Raw genomic sequence first — 21,350 nt, forward strand, 5'->3', positions numbered from 1 at the left:
ATCAACGCTTCGCCTCCGGTCGCGGGTGACGACCGTAAGGGCGGACGGCGCCGGCTGGCGGCCGTCCGTCGACCAGGCAGGGGATGCGTTGTTGATGTTCCTCGGTGACCGCATCAGCAGGCACGGCCGGCGGCTCGTCGTCGGGCTGACGGTGGTCGCCGCGGCGGGGGTCGGCGTCCCCGCGCTCGCGGCCACGCCTGCCCCGCGGTCGGCGCGGGTGGCCGAGCCGCCGGCCGAGGGATTCGTGCACGGTCTCGGGGCGGCCTCGGCGGTGCCCGGCCGCTTCATCGTCCTGCTGCGCCAGGACCGCGCCACGGCGCAGGCCGTCGGCGCGACGGCGAGGTCGCTGGTCGGTGACCGCATCGACCGGGTGTTCGGCAGCGGGGTGCCGGGCTTCACCGCCTCGCTGTCGGTCACCGAGGCCCGGCGTCTCGCCGCCGACCCGGCGGTCGCGGTCGTCGAGCAGGACCGGAAGGTCAGGGTCTCGGGCACGCAGCGCTCGGCGCCGTGGTCGCTCGACCGGGTCGACGGGCGGTCGCGAAGCCTGTCGGGGACGTTCACCCCGTCGAGCTCCGCCGCGGGCGTGCACGCGTACGTGATCGACACCGGGATCCGGATCTCGCACAAGGAGTTCGGCGGGCGGGCGAGCTTCGGCTACGACTTCGTCGACGGCGACTCCTCGGCCCGCGACTGCAACGGCCACGGCACCCACGTCGCCGGATCGCTCGGCGGGCGCAAGTACGGCGTCGCGAAGAGCGTGCGCCTGGTGGCCGTCCGGGTGCTCGACTGCAAGGGCAGCGGCTACAACAGCGACGTCGTCGACGGCGTCAACTGGGTGACCGCGAACGCGATCCGCCCGGCGGTGGCGAACATGAGTCTCGGCGGCGACTACAGCGCGGCGGTCGACCAGGCGGTGGAGGACTCCATCGCCAGCGGGATCACCTACGTCGTCGCCGCGGGCAACGAGAACGCCAACGCCTACTACGGGAGCCCGGCCGGCGTGGCCGCCGCCATCACGGTCGCCGCGACGGACCGGCGGGACCGCCGGGCGTCGTTCTCCAACTACGGTTCGATCGTCGACATCTTCGCGCCGGGGGTCGGCGTCAAGTCCGCGTACTACCGCAGCGACACGGCGACCGCGACCCTCGACGGCACCTCGATGGCGTCACCCCACGTGGCGGGCGCGGCCGCGCTGATCCTGGCCGGGCATCCGGCGTACCGGCCGGCCGAGGTCCGGTCGGCGCTGGTCAAGCGGGCCACGACCGGCAAGGTCACCCGCCGGTCCGGATCACCGAACCGGCTGTTGTTCGTACCGGCCCCGCAACCACCCTCGAAGATCGCCACCCGGTCGCTGCCGGCCGCGCTCGCCGGCGAGCAGTACTCGGCGCAGCTCAAGTTGCTGAGCGGCCGGACCGGCCGCTGGCAGCTCGCCAGCGGCAGCCTTCCCGGCGGGCTGCGCCTGTCGGCCGGCGGGCACCTCTCCGGCGTCGCCGGCGCGGCGGGCACGCGGCGGTTCACCGTCCGGTTCACCGACTACGTCCCGCAGCAGGTCAAGCAGGTGCTGAGCCTGACGGTACGGCCGAACCCGCCGGTGATCGCCACCCGGTCGATCCCGACCGCGGTGGTCGGCGAGCCGTACTCGGCGCAGCTCACCCTGCGGACCGCCCGGCCCGGCAGCTGGCAGCTCGCCGCCGGCGGCCTTCCCGACGGGCTGCACCTGTCGGCGGACGGGCTGCTCACCGGTACGCCGACCGCTGCGGGCCCGCGCGTGCTCACGGTCCGGTTCACGGACCTGGTCGGGCAGCGCGCCGACCAGGCGCTGACCCTGACGGTACGGGCGGACCTCCCGGAGATCGTCACCGCCGCGCTTCCGTCCGCGATGCTGGGCGAGTACTACCGCGCCGAGCTGGCCATCGCCGACCAGCGAACCGGGACGTGGTCGATCGAGGGTGCCCTGCCCGCCGGGCTGACGCTGGACCCCGCGGGGGTGATCAGCGGCGTGCCCACCGTGGGTGTCACCGCGGCCCTCTCGCTGCGGTTCACCGATGGATTCGGGCAGACCGGCACCCGCTCCGTGACCCTGACGGTCGGCACCGACCCGCCCGTGATCGCCGCGGCCGGCCTTCCGGACGGCACCGAGGCCGTCGCCTACAGCGCCCAGTTGACCGTCGCGGACCAGCGTCCCGGCACCTGGTCGATCATCGGGGGTCAGCTTCCGGCCGGGCTGAACCTGACCGCGGCCGGGCTGATCAGCGGCACGCCCGGCGCGGCCGGCAGCCACGCTTTCACGGTACGGTTCACCGACCTGCTCGGGCAGAGCAGCACCCGCGCGCTGACCCTGACGGTCCTGCCCGACCCGCCCGGCTTCTCCTGGTGGTACCCGCCGGCGGCCGGCTGACGGCGGTCACCGTACCCGCCGGAAGAAGGCCCGCAGGTCGCCCACCAGCAGGTCGGGAACCTCCAGGGCCGGGAAGTGGCCGCCGCGCCCGTGCTCGGCCCAGTACCGGATGTCCGGGTACCGGCGCTCGGCCCAGCGCCGGGACGGCCTCGGCACCTCGGCCGGGAAGATCGACGCGCCCGCGGGCACGTGGACCGGCTCGGCGTCCGCGCCGCTGATCCACGCCGAGACGCGCTCGATGCTCTCCGCGTACAGGCGGGCCGACGAGGCCGCGGTGCCGGTCAGCCAGTACAGGCTCACCTGGTCCAGGATCTGGTCCCGGGAGAGGCCGGGCGGGCCGGCCCAGGTGAGCAGCTTCTCGCCCATCCAGGCGCAGAGGCCGGCGGGGGAGTCCACCAGGGCGTAGCCGATGGTCTGCGGCGCGGTGCGGTGGATCTCGCCGTACGCCGAACCGTGCCGGCCGCGTTTCCGCAGTTCGGACAGGGCCCGGCGCTCCGGGTCGGTGAGCTCGTCGTCCCCGGCCGGTCCGGCCAGCGGCGGAACCAGGTGTACGCCGGCCACCTGCCCGGGGTGCCGGGCCGCGAGGGCGCTGGAGACGCTGGTACCCCAGTCGGTGCCGGCGGCGCCGTACCGGGAGTAGCCCAGGCCGGCCATCAGAGCCGCCCACGCGTCGGCGATCCGTTCGACGCCCCAGCCGCTGCCTGCCGGTTTGGCGCTGAAGCCGTACCCGGGCAGGGCGGGGATCACCACGTCGAAGGCGTCACCTGGCGCCCCGCCGTGGCGTACCGGATCGGTCAGCGGACCGACCAGGCCGACCAGCTCGAGCACCGAGCCGGGCCAGCCGTGCGTGAGCACCAGCGGCAGCGCACCCGGGTGCGCGGACCGGGCGTGCAGGACGTGAATCCGCAGACCGTTGAGGGTGACGAGGTACTGCGGCACCGCGTTGAGCCGCGCCTCCGCGGCCCGCCAGTCGTAGCCCGCGGCCCAGTGGCGGCACAGGTCCCGCACCACCTCCAGCGGAACGCCCTGCGCCCATCCGGGGGCGGGCGCCGGCTCGGGCCAGCGGGTGGAGGCCAGCCGGGCGCGCAGCTCGGCCAGGTCGGAGTCGGGCACATGCACTCGATACGGCTGCAGGTCGAGACGCAGGGGAGCGGACACCCCCGCTGTCATGCCCAATCCGGCGGGAATTCATCTCTCGTCTCGCGTACCGGCACCGCCGGTAGCCGCCGGCGGGTGACGATCGCAGGTATGGACAGGCGCAGCTCGTTCCCGCCGATCGCCGACTACGCGTTCCTGTCCGACTGCGAGGTCACCTGCCTGGTGGCGCCGAACGGCGCCGTCGAGTGGATGTGCCTGCCCCGGCCGGATTCGCCGAGCGTGTTCACCACGATGCTGGACCGCGGCGCGGGCGCGTTCCGCCTCGGCCCGTACGACGAGATGGTGCCCGCCGCCCGGCGGTACCTGCCGGGCAGCCTGATGCTGGAGACGACCTGGCAGACCCGGACCGGGTGGCTGATCGTGCGGGACGCGCTGTGCATGGGGCCGTGGCACAACCTCACCGAACGCTCCCGGACCCATCGCCGTTCGCCGACGGACTTCGACGCGGAGCACTGCCTGCTGCGTACGGTGCGCTGCGTGAGCGGGACGGTGGACCTGTCGATGACCTGCGAGCCGGTGTTCGACTACGGCCGGCGGGAGCCGGCCTGGCGTTACGAGGGACCCGGATACGGGCACGTCGTCGCGGAGTGCCCGGACGGCGAGGTCACCCTGCGCCTCACCACGGACCTGCGGCCCGGCATCGAGGGGCGCGGCCTGAACGCGCGGACCCGGATGGTCGAGGGCGAGACCCGTTTCGTGGCGCTCGGCTGGTCCGCGCTGCCGCCGCCGCTCACCCTGGACGACGCGCTCGATCGGATGGGGCGCACCTCCGAGTACTGGCGGCAGTGGATCACCCTCGGCGACTTCCCCGACCACCCGTGGCGCAGCTACCTGCAGCGCAGCGCCCTGACCCTCAAGGGCCTCACGTACGCGCCGACCGGAGCGCTGCTGGCCGCCGCCACCATGGGACTGCCGGAGACCCCGGGCGGCGAACGTAACTGGGACTACCGGTACGCGTGGGTGCGCGACTCGACGTTCGCCCTGTGGGGGCTGTACACGCTGGGCTTCGACCGGGAGGCCAACGACTTCTTCTACTTCATCCACGACGCCTGCCGCGACGGCCACGAGCTGCAGGTCATGTACCGGGTCGGCGGCGAGCGGGAGATCGAGGAGGAGACGCTGCCGCACCTGTCCGGGTACGAGGGCGCCTTCCCGGTCCGGATCGGCAACGCGGCGTACCAGCAGAAGCAGCACGATGTCTGGGGCGCCGTGCTGGACTCGGTGTACCTGCACGCCCGGTCCCGCGAGCAGCTGCCCGAATCGCTGTGGCCGGTGCTCAAATGCCAGGTCGAGCAGGCCGCCGAGCACTGGGAGGAGCCCGACCGCGGCATCTGGGAGGTCCGCGGCGAGCCGCGGCACTTCGTCTCCAGCAAGGTGATGTGCTGGGTCGCGCTCGACCGCGGCGCCCGCCTCGCCCGCCTGTACGACGAGCCCGAGTACGCGGAGAAGTGGCAGGCCCTGGCCGACCAGATCCACGCCGAGGTGTGCGCCGCCGGGGTCGACGACCGCGGCGTCTTCGTACAGCGGTACGGCTCGACCGTCCTGGACGCCTCCCTGCTGCTGCTTCCGCTCATGCGGTTCCTGCCCGCCGACGACGCCCGGATCCGGGCCACCGTGCACGCGATCGCGGACGAGCTGACCGTGGACGGGCTGGTACTGCGCTACCGGGTCGAGGAGACCGACGACGGGCTCACCGGCGCGGAGGGCACGTTCACGATCTGTTCGTTCTGGCTGGTCTCCGCCCTGGTCGAGATCGGCGAGGTGGACCAGGCCCGCAAGCTCTGCGAGCGCCTGCTCGCGTACGCGAGCCCGCTGGAGCTCTACGCCGAGGAGATCGACACGAACAGCGGGCGGCACCTGGGCAACTTCCCGCAGGCGTTCACCCACCTGGCCCTGATCAACGCGGTCATGCACGTCATCCGGGCCGAGCAGAGCGGGGAGCCGGGCCGCTTCAGCCCGGCGAACGCGCCGGGAGCCGTGCCGCCCGCCCTGGAGCCGCGCGGCGAGCAGTAGCTAAGCCTCTGGTCTCCCGGCCCGAAGAGAAGAGTGTGCCGGTCCAGATCTACGTGCTCGGCAATACGGTCATCATGGTGGCGTTCGCGGCGATCGCGATCGCCATCGCGGCGATCGCCGGCCTCTACTGCTGGGCCCGGCGACCCGATCCGGGCGGCCAGTACCTGCTCGACGCGGCCGGCGCCCGCGAACGCGCCGCGCAGGACGTGGCGGATCGTCACCGCGCCACCCTCGCCGCCGTCGTCGAGCACAGCGAGGAAGCGATCATGGGCACCACCCTGAACGGGACGCTCACCGCCTGGAACGGCGGCGCCGAGCGCCTCTTCGGGTACACCGCGGCAGAGGCGCTGGGCCGCCCGTTCTCGATAATCGCCGACGCCGCCCACCAACGCGATCAGCGCGACATTCTGGACCGGCTGGCCAGGGGCGAACGGTTGCGCTACGACGCCAGGCGGGTGCACAAGGACGGCACGCCCCTGGACGTCTCCGTCAGCGCCACACCGGTCACGGACAGCTACGGCACCATCATCGGTTTCGCGTTCGTCGGCCGCGACATCAGGTCCGCGAAGGCCGCGGCGGAGCGCCGGCGGCTGATCGAGGAGCGGACACACCAGGCGCAGCGCATGGAGAGCCTCGGCAAGCTCGCCGGCGGCGTCGCACACGACTTCAACAACATCCTCGCCATCATCGTCAACTACACCGCGTTCGCCGCCGAGCAGAGTGCCGGCAACCCCGCCGTGCAGGCCGACCTGGAGAACGTGCGGCGGGCCGCCGACCGGGCCATCAGCCTGACCCACCAGCTGCTCGTCTTCACCCGCGGCGACACCATCCAGCCGCACGACCTGGACCTCAACGCCTCCATCGACGAGGTGGAGGCCATGCTGCGCCGCACCATCGGCGAACACATCCAGCTGATCACCAAGCGTTCGCCGGCGCCGCTCACCATCCACGCCGACGGCGGCCAGATCCAGCAGATCCTGCTGAACCTCAGCCTCAACGCCCGCGACGCGATGCCCGACGGCGGCACCCTGGTGATCGAGGCCGGCCGCGCCACGCTGGACGAGCACCAGATACACACGCAGCCCCCGCTCGGCGCGGGAACGTACGCGCGGCTCCTGGTCTGCGACACCGGCGAGGGCATGGCCCCCGAGGTCGCCCGGCACATCTTCGAGCCGTTCTACACCACGAAACCGCACGGCCGGGGAACCGGCCTCGGCCTGGCCACCGTGTACGGCGTGGTCACCGAGGCGGGCGGCGGCGTCAACGTGTACTCGGAGGAGGGCGTCGGCACCACGTTCCGGGTCTACCTCCCGCTGGTCACCGAGCCCGCCGCCGGCGCCGCGGCACCCGCGCCGAGCGGGGCCGTACCCCGCGGACGGGGCGAGACCGTCCTGGTCGTCGAGGACGAACCCGCGCTGGGACGCATCGTCGCCCGCATCCTCACCGAGGGCGGATACCAGGTCCAGCTGGCGGTCAGCGGCCCCGAGGCGCTCACCCTGGACGGCCAGGAGGGCTGCGACATGGTCCTGACCGACGTCATCATGCCCGAGATGTCCGGGCCGCGGCTGGTCGAACTCCTCGGGCAACGCCACCCCGGCCTGCCCGTCCTCTTCATGTCCGGCTACAGCGACGGCCTGCTCGGCAGCCACAACGTCCTCGACCCGGACATCGCCTTCATCGAGAAGCCGTTCACCGGCGACGGCCTGCTGCGCGCGGTCGACGCCGCCCTGCACGCCGACCGGCGGACTCTTCTGGAAGAGTCGGCGGCTGAGACCGCCGGCGCGTCAACGGAGGACCGATGGAGATCTGGATCAACCCCGAGTGCTCGAAGTGCCAGAGCGCCCTGACGATCCTCGACGCCGAGCAGGCCGACTACACCGTCCGGTACTACCTGGAGCAGCCGCCGACGGTCGAGGAGCTCAACGACGTCCTGGCGCACCTCGAACTGGAACCCTGGCACATCGTGCGGCTGGGCGAACCGGTCGCCGAGCAGCTCGGCCTCGCCACCTGGCCCCGCGCGGCCGCGGACCGCGACCGGTGGGTCGCCGCCCTCGCCGCGCACCCGGTCCTCATCCAGCGCCCGATCATCACCGCGGACGACACCGCGTCCATCGCCCGCTCGCCCGAGGCCGTCCGCGCCGCGGTACGCCGCGACGACGTCTCAGGCTAGCCAGTTGTTGTCGTGCTCGGCGTAGAACGCGGCGCGTTCCTCCTCGCTCAGCAGCGCGACCCCGACCAGCCCCTCGAAGTACCCCTCGCGCGGCGCGCCCGGCGAGAAGTGCAGCAGCATCGAGGCCGGCCGCCCGGACTCGTTCTTGAACCCGTGTATCCCGCCGGCCGGGACGTGCACGTAGTCCCCGGGCTCGGCGTCGATCCAGCGGCGGCCGTCGTAGATCCGCATGGTGCCGGACAGGATGTAGAACGACTCCGTTATGGACCGGTGGAAGTGCGGGTCCGGCCCGGTCACGCCCGGCCCGCACTCCCACCGGTACAGGCCGAACAGCCCGCCGGTCGACGCGCCGGTGGACAGGTAGTGCACGCGGGTACCGTTCGGGTAGACCAGCTCCGGCGCGGTGGCGTCCGGCCGGTAGCGGGCGCTGATCTCGCCCTCGTCCCCGTGATACAGCGGTGGTGGATAGGTCACCGCACCATCATGCCGGAGGAGCAGCACGTTGGACCTGGACGCCGCCGCCGACGACGCCTTCCAGGCGGCGCTCACCAGCGCCGTCGCCGCAGGCCCGGCCGGCGAGCGCGCCCTGCTGGCCGCGCTCGCGGCGACCTCGAAGGAGGACCGCTTCAGCGACCTGGTCGCCGCGCTCGGCGAGGCCGACGGGCCGGACGGGTCCGCCGTTCTCGGCGACATCGCCCTGCGGCCCGGTATGTCGGCGGGCGTGCGCCGCTGCGCGCTCATCGCGCTCGCCAAGCGGGCGGGCGTCGCGGCCACCGACGTGTACGCGCGCGCCCTCGCCGATCCCGACGACGAGGTCCGGGGCGGCGCGCTGCTGGTGCTGGCCAGCGCCGGCGACGACCGGGCGCGGGCCGCGGTGCTGGCGGAGCTCCGGCGCCTCCTGGAACTCAGCTCCCCGCATCCGCTGCTCGACATGCAGGAACACGCCCTGTCCAGCCTGTCGAAGACCCTCTCGGCCGTCTGCTATCTCGGCCGCCACGCGGCCGGCAGCGAGACCCGGCAGCGGGCCGTGACCGCGCTGGTCCGGCCGCGCTGGGACCGGCTGTACGGTGCGGAGCAGCGCTGGCTGACCGCGTACTGGCCGGCCTGCGATCCGGCGCGTCCGGAAGCCTTCAACGAGCTGGACCCGACCTGGCTGGCCGACTGGGTCAGCCGGCCGCTGTTCAACGCCCGCTTTCAGCGCTGAGGTGGGAGACTTCCGGCGTGGAATTCCTGTGCTACCACCGCGACCGGCCCGGCTCCGGGGCGCTGCGCCGAGACCTGGTGGAGGACCACTGGTCCTACATGGACCGATATGAGAAGGATTTGATCGCCCGCGGCCCGACGTTCGTCACCGACGACGGACCGCCGACCGGCAGTCTGCACATCGTCGACCTGCCCGGTCCCGCCGCGGCCCGCGCGTTCGCCTTCGACGAGCCCAACTACCAGGCCGGCGTGTACCGGGACGTGCTGCTGCGCCGGTGGCGCAACCTGCTGGGGCGCACCATGTGGGACTTCCCGGGCGGCCGGACGGGCGGCGACCGGTACCTGGTGCTCGGCCTCGGCGCGGGTCAGGCCGCCGACCTCGCCGTGCCACCCGGCCGCGACGAGCTGATCGCGTACGGGCCGCTGCTGTCCGACGACGGCGCGGCCTGGCTGGGCACGGCGGTGCTGATCCTGGCGCCGGACCCGGACAAGGCACGCTCGGTCCTGACCCAGGACCGGTACGCCGATGTGGAGGTACACCGCTGGGCGTTCGGCGGACGGAGATGATCGCCGGGTCATGATCCCGGTAGGTTCGCGGGATGGACCGGGAAGCGATAACGGTACGACCGGCGGCCGTGGCCGACGTCGAGGCTCTCGTCCGGCTGCGTGTCGCGAACGCCGAGGCGCATCTCGCATTCGACCGGGGGACGTATCGCGTGCCGGCGCGGGACGCCGTCCTGCGCCACTTCACCGCGATGCTGGCAGACGGGCCGGAGCGGCACGCCGTTCTGGTCGCGGAGCTCGCCGGCCGCACCGTCGGGATGGTCGAGGTCCTGCGTAACCCGGATCCGCCGGATCACCAGATTCTGCGCCCGGACGCGCCGTCGGCGCAGATCCACACCGTGGTGCTCGACAGCGCACGGGACCGCGGCGTCGGGACCGCGCTGATCGACGCCGCCGTGAAGTGGGCGGCGGAGCACGGGATCACCTACCTGTCCGCGGGCATCCATCACCAGAACTCCGGCGCGGTCCGATTCTACGGCCGGCATGGGTTCGCGAACTACGGCGTCCTGATGGGTCGGCCGGTCATCGGGTAACCGGGCGTCAGCGCGGCATCCGGAGGGCGGCGAGGGGGACCGGGGCCATGGGTGGCGTCTGCCAGGACGCGGCGAACGTCGCGGTTGCCGGGTCCAAGCTCAGGTGCAGCCGGTGCGGGGTCTCGACGAAGACCACGTCGATCAGCAGGCGGTCGCCGGACCAGGCGTACGCGGTGGCCAGCGGGCCGGTGACGGTCCAGCGGTCCGGCCCACCGAGGCCGGCGGTCAGCTCCCAGCCCTCGTCGAGCACCAGCTCGCCGGGCCGGACCTGGACGGACAGCAGCGAGCCCACCTCGTTGGCCGGGCCCGGTCGGTAGGTCGCCTCGGCGAGCGGGCCGCCGTCGCCGGCCGGGCGGGCCAGCTCCGGGTACTCCGCCGGCCACGGCCCGCTCGGGCCGGATCCGGCGGTCAGGGCGGGCAGCAGGTGCGTCCAGACCCGGTCGAGGAGGCCCTGCAGGTCCGGGCTCTGCGAGGTGATCGCCACGACCGCGTCGGCCTCCGGCAGGACGAGCATGAACTGCCCGTATGCGCCGTCGCCGCGGTAGCCGTGCCGGCTGCGCCAGAACTGGAAGCCGTAGCCCCGGCCCCAGTCGGAGCTGTCGCGGTCCGCGTCGACGTGTGCGCGGGTGGCCTCGGCGACCCACTCGGCCGGCAGCAGCTGCTTGCCCTGCCAGCTGCCGCCGTCCAGGTAGAGCTGGCCGACCTTGGCGACGGACTCGGTCGTCAGGTGCAGCCCGGAGAAGCCCTGCTCGCGGCCGACCGGGTCGAGCGACCAGCCGTACCGTTCGATGCCGAGCGGTTCGAAGAGCCGGGTGCGCAGGAACTCGGTCAGCGGCGCGCCGGCGGCCCGTTCGATGATCGCCGACAGGGCGTTGGTGCACGGCTGGTTGTAGGCGAAGAACGTGCCCGGGTCCCGCTCCGGCGGCAGCAGGAGCAGGCCGAGCGTGAGGTCGCCGTCGCCGGCCGGGAACGCCTCGTCGATGGTCTCGGCGGCGTGGCCGCTGGTCATCGAGGCGACGTGGCGTACCAGGAGGGACCGGGAGCGGGGGTCGGTGATCCGGGCGTCGTGCTCGGGGAGGTACGACAGCACGGTGGCGTCCAGGTCGACCAGGCCCTCGGCCACCGCGAAGCCGAGGGCGGTCGACGCGAAGGCCTTGCTCAGCGAGTAGAGCAGGTGCGGCGTGCCGGGCCCGTACGGATGCCACCAGCGCTCGGCGACCACGTGACCGTGCCGCAGGACCATCAGGCTGTGCGGCTCGATGTCCGGCGCCCGTCCCAGCGCCGCCACGAACGCGTCGATGCCGGCGGCATCGACGCCCTGCTCGGCGGGGGTGCTGCGGGGAAGGCCGGTCATCCGGTATTTATAGCCGGGGCAGCCAAACGCGCATGGTCGACGGGCCGCGGCCGGCCCAGTCGTGGTAGGGCCGGAGGGCGACCTGCAGCGGTTCCGCGTCCGGCTCCGGCGCGGCCGGGCCGTACGGCCATTCGCCGTCGGGCGGGGGTGCGATGCGGGCCGCGATCACGACCGCGCCGTCGCGGTCCTCGGGTGTGGTCGACGGGTCGAGCAGTACCGACTCGAGCGGCACGTGCGGCGGCAGGTCGATCGACTCCAGGCAGTACACGACGGGGCCGCGTTCGACGGCGGCGCATCCGCGTACCGAATCGATGCGGGGGTCGGGCGCGGTGAGCCGCGGCCGGACCGGCAGGTCGAGCACGACGGTCTCGCCGGGGGAGAAGCGGCGGTGGACCCGCACCTGACCGGTGGGGACGGCGGCGCCGTCGAGGGTCGCGCCGGCGGCCCAGTGCGGCACGCGCAGGGTGAGCGTCCACGGGGTGTCCGGCGATTCGGTGACCCGGACGGTGATCCGGCCGTCCGCGGGGTACGCGGTCTCCAGCTCAAGGCCGATCTCCCGGCCGCCGGGCAGCGTCGTGTGCACCCGGGCCGCCGTGTACTGGTGCAGCTGCACGCCGTCGTCGTCGCTGGTGGCGACGTAGGCGGCGAGGCCGGCGAAGGTCCGGGCCAGGTTGGTGGGGCAGCAGGACACCTCGAACCAGGGCGCGCGCATCGTCGACGACGCCCGGGGTACCTGGGTGTCGGCGGCCGGTTCGGTGCCCAGGACGCGCTGGTGCAGGGTGTTGGTGTAGAAGAACCGGGTGCCGTCGTCCGACGGTGAGGTGGCGACGACGTTGAACAGGATCCGCTCGATGAGGTCGGCGTAGCGGGGGTCGCCCTGCGCCAGCAGCAGCCGCCAGGCCAGCATCACCGAGCCGACGCCGGCGCAGGTCTCCGAGTAGGCGCGGTCGGGCGGCAGCACGAAGTCGTCGCCGAACGCCTCGTCCTGGTGGCGGGACCCGATCCCGCCGGTGAGGTAGGTGCGGCGCGCGACCGTGGCCCGCCACTGCCGGGCGACGGCGTCCAGCAGCTCGGTGTCGCCGGTCTCCACGGCGACGTCGACCGCTCCCGCCGCCAGGTAGGTGGCCCGGACCGCGTGCCCCCGTAGCACGTCCGCCGCGCGTACGGGCACGTCGTCCTGGAAGTAGGAGCGGCCGAACTCGATGTCGGCCAGGACCCGGCGGCCGCGCCGGTCGATGAAGAGCTCGGCCTGCTCCAGGTAGCGGCGGTCGCCCGTGACCCGGTAGAGCTCCACCAGGGCCGGCTCGATCTCCGGGTGGCCGCAGACGCTCGCGATGCCGTCCGGGCCGAAGACGTCGCAGACGTGGTCGGCGGCGCGCACCGCCACGTCGACGAGCTCGTCGCCGCCGCTGGTCCGGGCCCGGGCCACGCCCGCCTGGATGAGGTGGCCGAAGGAGTAGAGCTCGTGGCCCCACTCCAGGTCGCTGTAGCGGGGCCGCTGGCCGGGCCGGCCGAAGTTGGTGTTCAGGTAGCCGTCGGGTTCCTGCGCGGCGGCGACCCGGCGCACGATGGCCCGGTAGCGGGCGTCGAGTTCGAGGTCGCCGGTGCGGCCGAACTCCCAGGCCATCGCCTCCAGCAGCTTGTAGACCTCGGTGTCGGCGAACTCGCGGCCGCGCCGGGCGCCGGGCAGGCGACCCTGCACGGCGGCGTCGAAGTTGCCGAGCCAGCCGGCGCGTTCCAGCCAGTGCTCGATGTGCGCCAGCGAGGCGGACCCGTTGACGTCCTGCCGGCGCTGCCAGAAGCCGGTGCGCAGGGTGACCTCGCGCAGGCCGAGCGGGCGCAGCAGGCCACGGCTCGGCGCGGCGGGTGTGCCACCGCGCTGAGTCCAGCCGCCGGTGGCGATGGGCTGAATTTCGTCGATCGTCACTTGTGGATCACCCTTTGAGTGCGCCGGACATGAACCCGCGGACGTAGTGCCGCTGGAGTGCGAGGAAGAGCAGCACGCAGGGCAGCGCCAGCACGACCACGCCGGCCTCCGTCGCGCCGTAGTCGACGATGCCCATGACCTGCCCGCGCAGGTTGGCGACGGCGAGCGGGAGCGGAACCTTGTCGGAGTCGCTGATCAGCACCAGCGGCGTGATGAAGTCGTTCCAGGCGGCGAGGAACGCGAACAGGCCCACCGTGATCAGCCCGGGTTTGACGGCCGGCAGCAGGACGAGCCGCAGCGCGCGGACCGAGCCGCAGCCGTCGATGAGGGCGGCCTCGCGCAGCTCGGTGGGGACCGCCTCGAAGGAGACGCGCATCATCAGGGTCCCGAACGGCAGCTGGAACATGGCGAGCACGAGCGCCAGCCCGACCAGCGAGTTCTGCAGCCCGAGCTCGTTGAGCAGCACGTAGAGCGGGATCAGCAGGGTGGCGTAGGGGACCATCAGGATGGCGAGGGTCAGCAGGAACAGGACGTTGCGGCCCGGGAATCGGAACATCGCGAACGCGTACCCGCCGAGTACCGACACCGTCAGGGTGAACAGCACGGTCAGGGTCGACACGAGCGCCGAGTTGAACAGGTACTGGCCGATGCCGGCCTGGTAGTCGGCGAGGGTCTGGTAGTTGCCCAGGCCCCATCCGTCGGTCTGCGCGGTGCCGGCCTGCGGGCTTACCGAGGCGACCGACGCCCAGGCGAGCGGGAACAGGAAGATGATCGCCAGAGCGCCGGTGAGCACGTGTTGCGGCGTGCGCAGCAGCAGGTTGCGTGACACTTCTCAGCCCTCCCGGCCGCGCAGGTTGCGGAACTGCAGCGCGTTGACGACCAGCAGCGCGATCAGCACCAGGATGGACAGCGCGGCGGCGCGCCCGAGGTCGTTCTGCCCGCCGAAGGCCATGTTGTAGACCAGCTGCACGATGGTGACGGTGCTGTTGTCGGGGCCGCCCTTGGTCAGGATGTAGAACTGGTCGAAGGCCAGCATCGAGCCGGTGACGCAGAGGATGGTGCACAGCGCCAGCGACGGGCGCAGCAGCGGCAGGGTCACGTACCGGAAGACCTGCCACCGGCCGGCGCCGTCGAGCCGGGCCGCCTCGTACACGTCGCCGGAGATGCCCTGCAGCCCGACGAGGACCAGCAGCATGTAGAAGCCGGCGAACCGCCACACGATCAGCGCGACCGTCGACCAGAGCGCGGCCGAGGGCGTGCCGAGGAACGAGTCGATGCCGAGGAAGCCGAGCGGGCTGACCTGCGGCGAGTACAGGGCGTAGAACAGCAGCGAGGCCGAGGCCAGCCCGAGCGCGCCGGGCACCAGGAAGGCGGTGCGCAGCAGGCCGTTCCAGCGGGTCGACTCCTGGACGATCAGGGCGAGCCCGAGCGAGAGCCCGAGCAGGATGACGGTGGTGACCACCGTGTACTTGAGCGTGAACCACACCGCGGGCCAGAACAACCGGTCGTCCATGGCCGAGGTGAAGTTCTCCGGGGCGTTCCAGCCCCGGTTGCCGGCGAACAGCCCCCAGTCGGAGACCGACATCCGGCCGACCAGCAGGAACGGCACCACGAAGAAGATCAGGACGAAGATCGCCGTCGGCGCGGCGTAAGCCCAGCCGGCGAGCGCGGGGGAGCGGCGCAGCGGCCGGCGGGGGCGCCGATCGCCCTGCCGGGCGACGTCGCCCGGCGGCGCGGCGAGGGTCGGTGTCGGTGCCATGGTCGCGGTGCTCCTCCAGTACGCGGGTGACGGCCGGCTCGCGGCGCCGGGACCTCTCGATACCCGGCGCCGCGTCGCGCCGCTACTGGCCGAGCACGCCGGTGACGGCGGCGTTGTCGTCGGCGAGCTTCTGCTGTTCGCCGTACACCTGGTTGCGCAGCAGCGTGACCCAGGGGCTGGTGGGTGCGTTGAAGGCCTGCTGGAAGTTGATCGCGACGGGCGTCTTGCTCTGCGGCGACCCCGCGACCTTGTTGACCGTGGCGACCCGCGGGTCCTTCGCCGAGTACTGGTTGTCGGCGAGGTCGGTGCGCGACACCGTGCTGTTGTTCGCCGCGAGCACGCCGACCTGCGCGGCCTCGGAGGTGAGCCAGGAGAGGAAGTTCCACGCCTGCGCGTTCTTCTTGGAGTCCTTGGAGATGCCGATGCCGTCGCCGCCGACGAAGGTCGAGGCGCCTCCGCTGACGCCGGGGATCGGCACGAGGCCGACGTCGACGGTCTTGGCGGCGGTGGACAGCAGCGTCGCCGGGTACGGCATCACGCCGACCTTGCCCTCCTGGAACGCGGCGACCCAGGTGGCGCCGGTCTCGTCCTTGGCGCCGGGTGCGATGGCGCCGGCGGCGTTCAGCTCGCGCCAGGTGGCGTACACCTTCTGCGCGGCGGGGCCGTCGAGCAGGGACTTGGTGCCCTCGGGGTTCATGACCTCCTCGCCGCTGGCCCAGACCATCGGGAACCAGGTGAAGACGTTGCAGCCGCCGCAGTTGCCGCCGAAGTAGGTGCCGTAGGTGTCCTTCTTGTTGAGCTTCTGCACGGCGAGCGCCTGCTGCTTGAACTCATCGAGGGTGGTCGGGCCCTTCTCCGGGTCGAGGCCGGCCTCGCGGTAGAGGTCCTTGTTGTAGAAGATCACCGAGAGGTCGAGCACGAACGGCAGCACGTACTTGGCGTTGTCGTAGGTGCCGGCCGTGATGTGCCCCTGGTTGAGCTTGTCGGCGTACGGCAGCTTGCCGATGTGCTCGGTGATGTCGCTGAACAGCCCGGCCTTGGTCCAGTTGGGCACGTAGACGATGTCCGCGGCGAACAGGTCGGGCAGGTCGCCGCTGCCGGCCGCCGCGCCGACCTTCGCGACGTAGTCGTCGTTCGGGACGATGGTCAGTTTCACCTGGTTCTTGTGCGACTTGTTGTACGCGTCGACGAGCGCCTTGGCCTGCAACTCCAGCGGCGCCCGGGTCCACAGGGCGAGCTCGGCGCCGTCGTCGACGCCCTCGGCGGTGACGGCGCCCGACCCGGACGGCGTCTCGTCGTCGGATCCGCACGCCGCCATCGCGGCCACGAGCCCCAGTGCCGCTACCGCGGCGACCGCTCTGCGGGCGCCCCGGGATATCCGTGTTCTCACTTGCTCCTCCTCGAACCGCGGGGGTACGGACGGAAACGAGCGTGCCCGGACGGTATCTGTTGTTTCGGACGTAGGTTTCGGGAGCGGCCGCCACGTGAGCTAGGCTGACGTCTGCCAAACCCTCGCGAATGAGCATGTGAAGACGGCCAGATGAGTGGGGTGGGGGTTCGGCACGAAGCACCGAAAACGTTTTCAGAAACGTAATGCCGTGGAGATTTTCTTGTCAAGAGGTTCGACAGCCGGTGAACCGGCGCCCGCCAACCGCAACGTCACCCTGCGTGATGTCGCCCGCTTCGCCGGCGTCTCGGTCGCGACCGCGTCCAAGGCGCTCAACGGCCAGCCGCAGGTGCGCGCCGAGACCCGGGCGCGCGTCATCCAGGCGGCCGAGCAGCTGTCCTTCTCGCCGAACACCATCGCGCAGAGCCTGATCACGCAGCGCACCGGAACGGTCGGCCTGCTCACCTCCGACCTGGAGGGCCGCTTCTCCATCCCGATCCTGATGGGCGCCGAGGACGCGTTCGGCTCGGACCAGACCTCGGTCTTCCTCTGCGACGCCCGCGACGACGCCATCCGCGAGAAGCACCACCTGCGCGCGCTGCTCAGCCGCCGGGTCGACGGGCTCATCGTGGTCGGCGCGCGGCCCGACACCCGCGCGTCGCTGGGCCGGGAGCTGCCGGTCCCGGTCGTCTACGCGTACGCGCCCTCGGACGACCCGCGGGACCTGTCGCTGGTCACCGACAACGTCGGCGGCGGCCGGATGGCGGTCGATCATCTGCTGCGGTGCGGCCGCCGGCGGATCGCGCACATCACCGGCGACCCCGACTACGGCGCCGCGCAGGACCGCGCCCGCGGCGCGCTGGAGCGGCTGGCCGAGGAGGGCCTCGAGCCGGCCGGCGGCGAGGTGTGGTTCGGCATGTGGTCCGAGGCGTGGGGCCGCGGCGCCACCCGGATGCTGCTGGAGCGCTGCACCGACGTCGACGCGATCTTCGCCGGCTCCGACGAGATCGCCCGCGGCGTCCTGGACGTGCTGCACGAGGAGCGCATCGACGTGCCGTCCCGGGTCGCCGTGATCGGCTTCGACAACTGGAAGGTCCTCGCCGCCAACGCCCGCCCGCCGCTGACCACCATCGACCTGAACCTGGAGCAGCTCGGCCGGATCGCCGCGCAGCGGCTGTCCGCGGCGATGGAGGGCAACCCCGGCTCCGGCGTCGAGACCGTGCCGGGCCGCCTGGTCACCCGCGAATCCACGGCACCGCTGCGCTGAGGCCGCCGCCGCGCTTCTCAGGTCCGGCCCCACCGGGCCGATAGGCGGGTACGTGCAGGAAGTACGCGTCGACCGTGCGTGGTCGATCTGGATGGGGCTGGGCACGCTGGCGTGCCTCGGCTACCCCTTCCTGTCCTCGGCCGGCGCCAAGGCGATCCTCTCCTGCCTGATCGGCCTGGCGTCGGTGCTGGTCATGGTCGCGGGGCTGCGGCGCAACCGGCTCGCCGACCCCCGGCCCTGGTACGTCTTCGTCGTGAGCCAGGTACTCACCGTGCTGGGCGACGTCGCGTACGTGATCCAGGGCCTGCTGCTCGGTGAGCACCCGTTCCCGGCCTGGTCGGACGCCTTCTACATGGCCGGCTTTCCGTTCCTGATCGCCGCCCTGTACGCCCTGGCCCGCGGCCGGCGCCTGCGCGAGTGGTACGGGCTGGTGGACACGGCGATCATCGCGGCCGGGCTCGGGCTGGTCTACTGGATCTTCGTCATCGGCCCGATCCTCGAGGACGCCGCGACGCCGCTGCTCACCCGGCTGGTCACGGTCGCCTACCCGACCGCCAGCGTGCTGCTGATCGCGGTGGTGGCCCGCCTGGTGACCCGGTCCGGCAGGCCGACGCGCAGCGACTGGCTGCTGATCGCCGGCAGTGTCCTGACGCTGACCGCCAACGTCATCAACACGCTGTTGCCCGAGGTCCGGGACTCCGCCGGCGACTACGTGTACACCGGCTTCCTGTTCGCGTACGTCTTCTGGGCCGGCGCGGCCCTGCACCCCTCGGTGCGCACCGAGCGCCGCGAGGCCGGGCGGGAAGGGTTCGGCCGGGTGCGGCTGGCCGCGCTGACCTGCGCGACGCTGGTCGTACCGGCGATGCTCTTCCTCCAGGGCGCCCGGCCGGGCCCGGTGAGCTGGCTGGCGATCGGGATCGGCGCGGTCGTGCTCTTCGTGCTCGTGCTGGTGCGGATGGACGGCTTCGTCTCGCAGGTGCAGGCGCAGGCCGGCCGGCTCGAGATCCTGGCGATGCACGACGAGCTCACCGGGCTGGCCAACCGCCGCCGGTTCGAGCAGCGGGTCCGCGAGGCCCTCGAGGCCGGCTCGCCGCAGGTGGCGATGCTCGACCTGAGCGGCTTCAAGGCGGTCAACGACCGGTTCGGCCACCTGGTCGGCGACCGGCTGCTCGCCGCCGTCGCCGCGCGCCTCTCGGCCGGCCTGCGCCAGGGCGACCTGGCCGCCCGGATGGGCGGCGACGAGTTCGCCATCCTGGTGCCCGACGCGACGCAGGCCGAGGGCGACGAGATGGTCGCGCGGATCTGCGCCGCGCTGAGCGTGCCGTTCCAGGCCGGCGGGCACGAGCTGCTGGTCGGCGCGAGCGTCGGCGTCGCGGGCGCCGACGGCACGCGCGACGCGGTCGAGTTGCTGCGCCGCGCGGACGTGGCGATGTACGCGGCCAAGGCCGGCGGCGACGGCCGCCGCCGCTACGCGCCGGAGCTCGACGACGAGGCGGGCGAGGCGGCCCGGCTCGGCGCCGCCATGCGGATCGCGCTGGACGCCGGCCAGTTCCGGCTCGTCTACCAGCCGATCGTGTCGCTGCCCGACGGCCGCCCGGTCTCGGTCGAGGCGCTGATCCGCTGGGAGCACCCGGAGCGCGGCTTCGTCAGCCCCGCCGATTTCATCCCGGTCGCGGAGCAGAACGGGCTCATCGTGGAGCTGGGCGCCTGGGTGCTGCGCACCGCGTGCGCGCAGGCCGTCGTCTGGCTCGCCACCCTCGGCGACCGCGCGCCCGAGCGGATGGGCGTGAACGTCTCCGCGCGCCAGCTCGCCGAGCCGGGCTTCCCCGAGCTGGTCGCCTCGGTGCTGGCCCGCAGCGGGCTGGAGCCGCAGCGCCTGACCCTGGAGATCACCGAGACCGCCGTCTTCGGCGGCGGCCGGGCCGTGCAGGCGGTCAAGGACCTGCGGGAGCTCGGCGTCCGGATCGCCCTCGACGACTTCGGCACCGGGCACTCCTCGCTGGGCCTGCTGCAGACGGTGCCGGTCGACGTGCTCAAGGTGGACAAGTCGTTCGTCGACGACATCACCCTGGCCGGGCGGGAGGCGGTCATCGCGACCGCGCTGATCCAGGTCTCGCACGGCCTGGGCCTGACGGCGGTCGCGGAGGGCGTGGAGACCGCCGAGCAGGCCACCGAGCTGCACCGCCTCGGTTACCGGCTGGCGCAGGGCTACCACTTCGGCCGGCCGGTCGCCGAGCCGGACTTCCTCGCACACCCGACCGCGGTCGTCGTCTAGGTCTGGCCGGGAGACCCCGGTCCGGGTCATCATCGGCGTGGTCCGGGACACCCGCCCGGCAGCCGACGACGAGAGGACCCCTCCGTGCCCGACGTACTGTCGAACGGCGTTCAGCTCCGCTACGAGACGCTCGGCGACGACGACGCACCCGCGCTGCTGCTGATCATGGGGCTCGGCGCTCAGCTGATCGACTGGCCGCAGGACTTCTGCGAGCTGCTCGCGGCCCGCGGCCTGCGGGTGATCCGCTTCGACAACCGCGACGCCGGCCTGTCCAGCGCGCTGCCGCAGCTGGGCGTGCCCGACGTGCGGGGGATCCTCGGCGGCGACCGTGCGACGGTGCCGTACCTGCTCGCCGACCTCGCGACCGACGCCGCGGGCCTGCTGGACGCCCTGGGCGTCGAGCGGGCGCACGTGACCGGGGTGTCGCTGGGCGGCATGATCGCCCAGCAGCTCACCATCGACCACCCGAGCCGGGTGGCCAGCCTCTGCTCGATCATGTCGACGACCGGCGACCGCGCGGTCGGCCGCCCGACGCCGGAGGCCGCGGCCCTGCTGGGTACGCCGCCGGCGGCGAGCCGGGAGGTGGCCATCGCGAACTCGATCGCCGCGGCGCGCCTCATCGGCTCGCCCGGCTTCCCGGCCACGGAACAGGAGCTGCTGCAGCGGGCGAGCGCGAAGTACGACCGCGCGTACAACCCGCTCGGCACCCTGCGGCAGTACGCCGCGGCGCTCGCCTCGCCGGACCGCACGGCGGCTCTGGGCGGCGTCACCGCGCCGACCGTCGTCATCCACGGCGAGGACGACCCGCTCATCGCGGTCAGCGGCGGCCGGGCGACGGCGGACGCCGTGCCGGGCGCCGACCTGCTGGTCATTCCGGGCATGGGCCACGACCTGCCGCGGGCCACCTGGCCGCGGATAGTGGACGCCATCGTCGGTAACACCGAACGCGCGGTCGCCCGATAGCGTTTATGAATGGCGTGTCTCCGACTTATGAAATCAATAAGCCGGGCGGCATCCGCGGGCGCACATTCCGCGGCATTTGTGGGGACCCGTCGCACATTCCGTAATGGCATGATCGCTTCGGGTCCCCGAAGCCGTTCACAGATCCGCGGCGAAGATATCGCACCCGATGTGTCCGGCGTCTCATTTTTAGCTCCTCCGTTCGGTGGATGTCAGTAGTACCTTCGGTTTGCGACGATCGCCGGACGTTCGGCCGCGCCGCGGCAACGGCTTGAACCGGCCATAACCCAGCGAATCCCGCGATGTCAGATCTGGGCTCGACATTGGTGCGGTGATCGCCTGATTCCCGGGCCGTAAATTAAGCCCGTGTTACCGGCGCCAT

At 72.6% G+C, this 21,350-nt stretch carries 17 protein-coding genes; 10 read left to right on the forward strand and 7 right to left on the reverse strand.

What is annotated here, in order from left to right; genetic code table 11:
- The first annotated feature begins 94 nt into the window (after positions 1-94).
- Positions 95-2,398 (forward strand): S8 family serine peptidase, encoded by a 2,304-nt coding sequence (locus ACIBSW_RS21955; protein WP_354730600.1) that lies wholly within the window; start codon positions 95-97, stop codon positions 2,396-2,398.
- A gap of 6 nt (positions 2,399-2,404) precedes the next feature.
- Here ACIBSW_RS21955 and ACIBSW_RS21960 read toward each other — a convergent pair whose 3' ends face one another.
- Entirely contained in the window at positions 2,405-3,568 is a 1,164-nt protein-coding gene (locus tag ACIBSW_RS21960; protein ID WP_354730599.1) for an epoxide hydrolase family protein, read from the reverse strand.
- A 78-nt stretch (positions 3,569-3,646) separates the two neighbouring features.
- Here ACIBSW_RS21960 and ACIBSW_RS21965 point away from each other — a divergent pair, with 78 nt between their 5' ends.
- The 3 genes from ACIBSW_RS21965 to ACIBSW_RS21975 are packed head-to-tail and all read left to right on the forward strand — an operon-like array spanning position 3,647 to position 7,739.
- Positions 3,647-5,569, forward strand: coding sequence for a glycoside hydrolase family 15 protein (locus ACIBSW_RS21965; RefSeq protein WP_354730597.1), 1,923 nt, complete (start codon positions 3,647-3,649; stop codon positions 5,567-5,569).
- Between the two features lie 35 nt (positions 5,570-5,604).
- The gene (locus ACIBSW_RS21970) at positions 5,605-7,416 is read left to right on the forward strand and encodes a PAS domain S-box protein (protein WP_404799421.1); all 1,812 of its coding nucleotides are present in this window, start codon (positions 5,605-5,607) and stop codon (positions 7,414-7,416) included.
- Entirely contained in the window at positions 7,368-7,739 is a 372-nt protein-coding gene (locus tag ACIBSW_RS21975) for an ArsC/Spx/MgsR family protein (RefSeq protein WP_354730785.1), read from the forward strand. Before ACIBSW_RS21970 ends, ACIBSW_RS21975 begins: the two co-directional genes overlap by 49 nt.
- Here ACIBSW_RS21975 and ACIBSW_RS21980 read toward each other — a convergent pair.
- Positions 7,731-8,213, reverse strand: coding sequence for a cupin domain-containing protein (locus ACIBSW_RS21980; protein WP_354730787.1), 483 nt, complete (start codon positions 8,211-8,213; stop codon positions 7,731-7,733). The genes ACIBSW_RS21975 and ACIBSW_RS21980 overlap by 9 nt on opposite strands.
- Positions 8,214-8,241: 28 nt before the next feature.
- Here ACIBSW_RS21980 and ACIBSW_RS21985 point away from each other — a divergent pair, with 28 nt between their 5' ends.
- From ACIBSW_RS21985 to ACIBSW_RS21995, 3 genes are read left to right on the forward strand one after another with little or no spacing between them, the layout of a single operon-like run.
- Entirely contained in the window at positions 8,242-8,943 is a 702-nt protein-coding gene (locus tag ACIBSW_RS21985) for a hypothetical protein (protein WP_404799422.1), read from the forward strand.
- 17 nt (positions 8,944-8,960) lie between these two features.
- Positions 8,961-9,509 carry a YciI family protein gene (locus tag ACIBSW_RS21990; RefSeq protein WP_354720834.1) on the forward strand — a complete coding sequence of 183 codons (549 nt, stop codon included), beginning with the start codon at positions 8,961-8,963 and terminating at the stop codon, positions 9,507-9,509.
- Positions 9,510-9,541: 32 nt separating this feature from the next.
- The gene (locus tag ACIBSW_RS21995; RefSeq protein WP_354720836.1) at positions 9,542-10,039 is read left to right on the forward strand and encodes a GNAT family N-acetyltransferase; all 498 of its coding nucleotides are present in this window, start codon (positions 9,542-9,544) and stop codon (positions 10,037-10,039) included.
- Positions 10,040-10,046: 7 nt separating this feature from the next.
- On the opposite strand, the gene ACIBSW_RS22000 is transcribed toward ACIBSW_RS21995, so the two are convergent.
- From ACIBSW_RS22000 to ACIBSW_RS22020, 5 genes are all read right to left on the reverse strand, one after another.
- Positions 10,047-11,393 carry a serine hydrolase gene (locus ACIBSW_RS22000; protein ID WP_354720838.1) on the reverse strand — a complete coding sequence of 449 codons (1,347 nt, stop codon included), beginning with the start codon at positions 11,391-11,393 and terminating at the stop codon, positions 10,047-10,049.
- Positions 11,394-11,400: 7 nt separating this feature from the next.
- Positions 11,401-13,320, reverse strand: coding sequence for a beta-L-arabinofuranosidase domain-containing protein (locus ACIBSW_RS22005; protein ID WP_354720840.1), 1,920 nt, complete (start codon positions 13,318-13,320; stop codon positions 11,401-11,403).
- A 7-nt stretch (positions 13,321-13,327) separates the two neighbouring features.
- The gene (locus tag ACIBSW_RS22010; RefSeq protein ID WP_354720842.1) at positions 13,328-14,149 is read right to left on the reverse strand and encodes a carbohydrate ABC transporter permease; all 822 of its coding nucleotides are present in this window, start codon (positions 14,147-14,149) and stop codon (positions 13,328-13,330) included.
- 3 nt (positions 14,150-14,152) lie between these two features.
- Entirely contained in the window at positions 14,153-15,079 is a 927-nt protein-coding gene (locus tag ACIBSW_RS22015; RefSeq protein WP_354720844.1) for a sugar ABC transporter permease, read from the reverse strand.
- An 82-nt stretch (positions 15,080-15,161) separates the two neighbouring features.
- Entirely contained in the window at positions 15,162-16,469 is a 1,308-nt protein-coding gene (locus tag ACIBSW_RS22020; protein WP_354720846.1) for a sugar ABC transporter substrate-binding protein, read from the reverse strand.
- A gap of 220 nt (positions 16,470-16,689) precedes the next feature.
- On the opposite strand from ACIBSW_RS22020, the gene ACIBSW_RS22025 reads away from it, so the two are divergent.
- The 3 genes from ACIBSW_RS22025 (at position 16,690) to ACIBSW_RS22035 (ending at position 20,971) form a co-directional block, all read left to right on the forward strand.
- The gene (locus tag ACIBSW_RS22025; protein WP_354720848.1) at positions 16,690-17,733 is read left to right on the forward strand and encodes a LacI family DNA-binding transcriptional regulator; all 1,044 of its coding nucleotides are present in this window, start codon (positions 16,690-16,692) and stop codon (positions 17,731-17,733) included.
- 52 nt (positions 17,734-17,785) lie between these two features.
- Positions 17,786-20,008 (forward strand): EAL domain-containing protein, encoded by a 2,223-nt coding sequence (locus ACIBSW_RS22030; protein ID WP_354720850.1) that lies wholly within the window; start codon positions 17,786-17,788, stop codon positions 20,006-20,008.
- Between the two features lie 84 nt (positions 20,009-20,092).
- Complete coding sequence (locus ACIBSW_RS22035) at positions 20,093-20,971, forward strand: alpha/beta hydrolase (protein WP_354720852.1); 879 nt, start codon at positions 20,093-20,095, stop codon at positions 20,969-20,971.
- The last annotated feature ends 379 nt before the right edge of the window (positions 20,972-21,350 follow it).

This window comes from Actinoplanes sp. NPDC049668, from assembly GCF_044465445.1.
GTDB lineage: Bacteria > Actinomycetota > Actinomycetes > Mycobacteriales > Micromonosporaceae > Actinoplanes.

What these genes read in the sequence shown, in the direction of transcription:
- ACIBSW_RS21955 (WP_354730600.1), top strand. Translation starts at nt 95, where the DNA reads ATGTTCCTCGGTGACCGCATCAGCAGGCACGGCCGGCGGCTCGTCGTC.
- ACIBSW_RS21960 (WP_354730599.1), bottom strand. Translation starts at nt 3,568, where the DNA reads ATGACAGCGGGGGTGTCCGCTCCCCTGCGTCTCGACCTGCAGCCGTAT.
- ACIBSW_RS21965 (WP_354730597.1), top strand. Translation starts at nt 3,647, where the DNA reads ATGGACAGGCGCAGCTCGTTCCCGCCGATCGCCGACTACGCGTTCCTG.
- ACIBSW_RS21975 (WP_354730785.1), top strand. Translation starts at nt 7,368, where the DNA reads ATGGAGATCTGGATCAACCCCGAGTGCTCGAAGTGCCAGAGCGCCCTG.
- ACIBSW_RS21995 (WP_354720836.1), top strand. Translation starts at nt 9,542, where the DNA reads ATGGACCGGGAAGCGATAACGGTACGACCGGCGGCCGTGGCCGACGTC.
- ACIBSW_RS22000 (WP_354720838.1), bottom strand. Translation starts at nt 11,393, where the DNA reads ATGACCGGCCTTCCCCGCAGCACCCCCGCCGAGCAGGGCGTCGATGCC.
- ACIBSW_RS22015 (WP_354720844.1), bottom strand. Translation starts at nt 15,079, where the DNA reads ATGGCACCGACACCGACCCTCGCCGCGCCGCCGGGCGACGTCGCCCGG.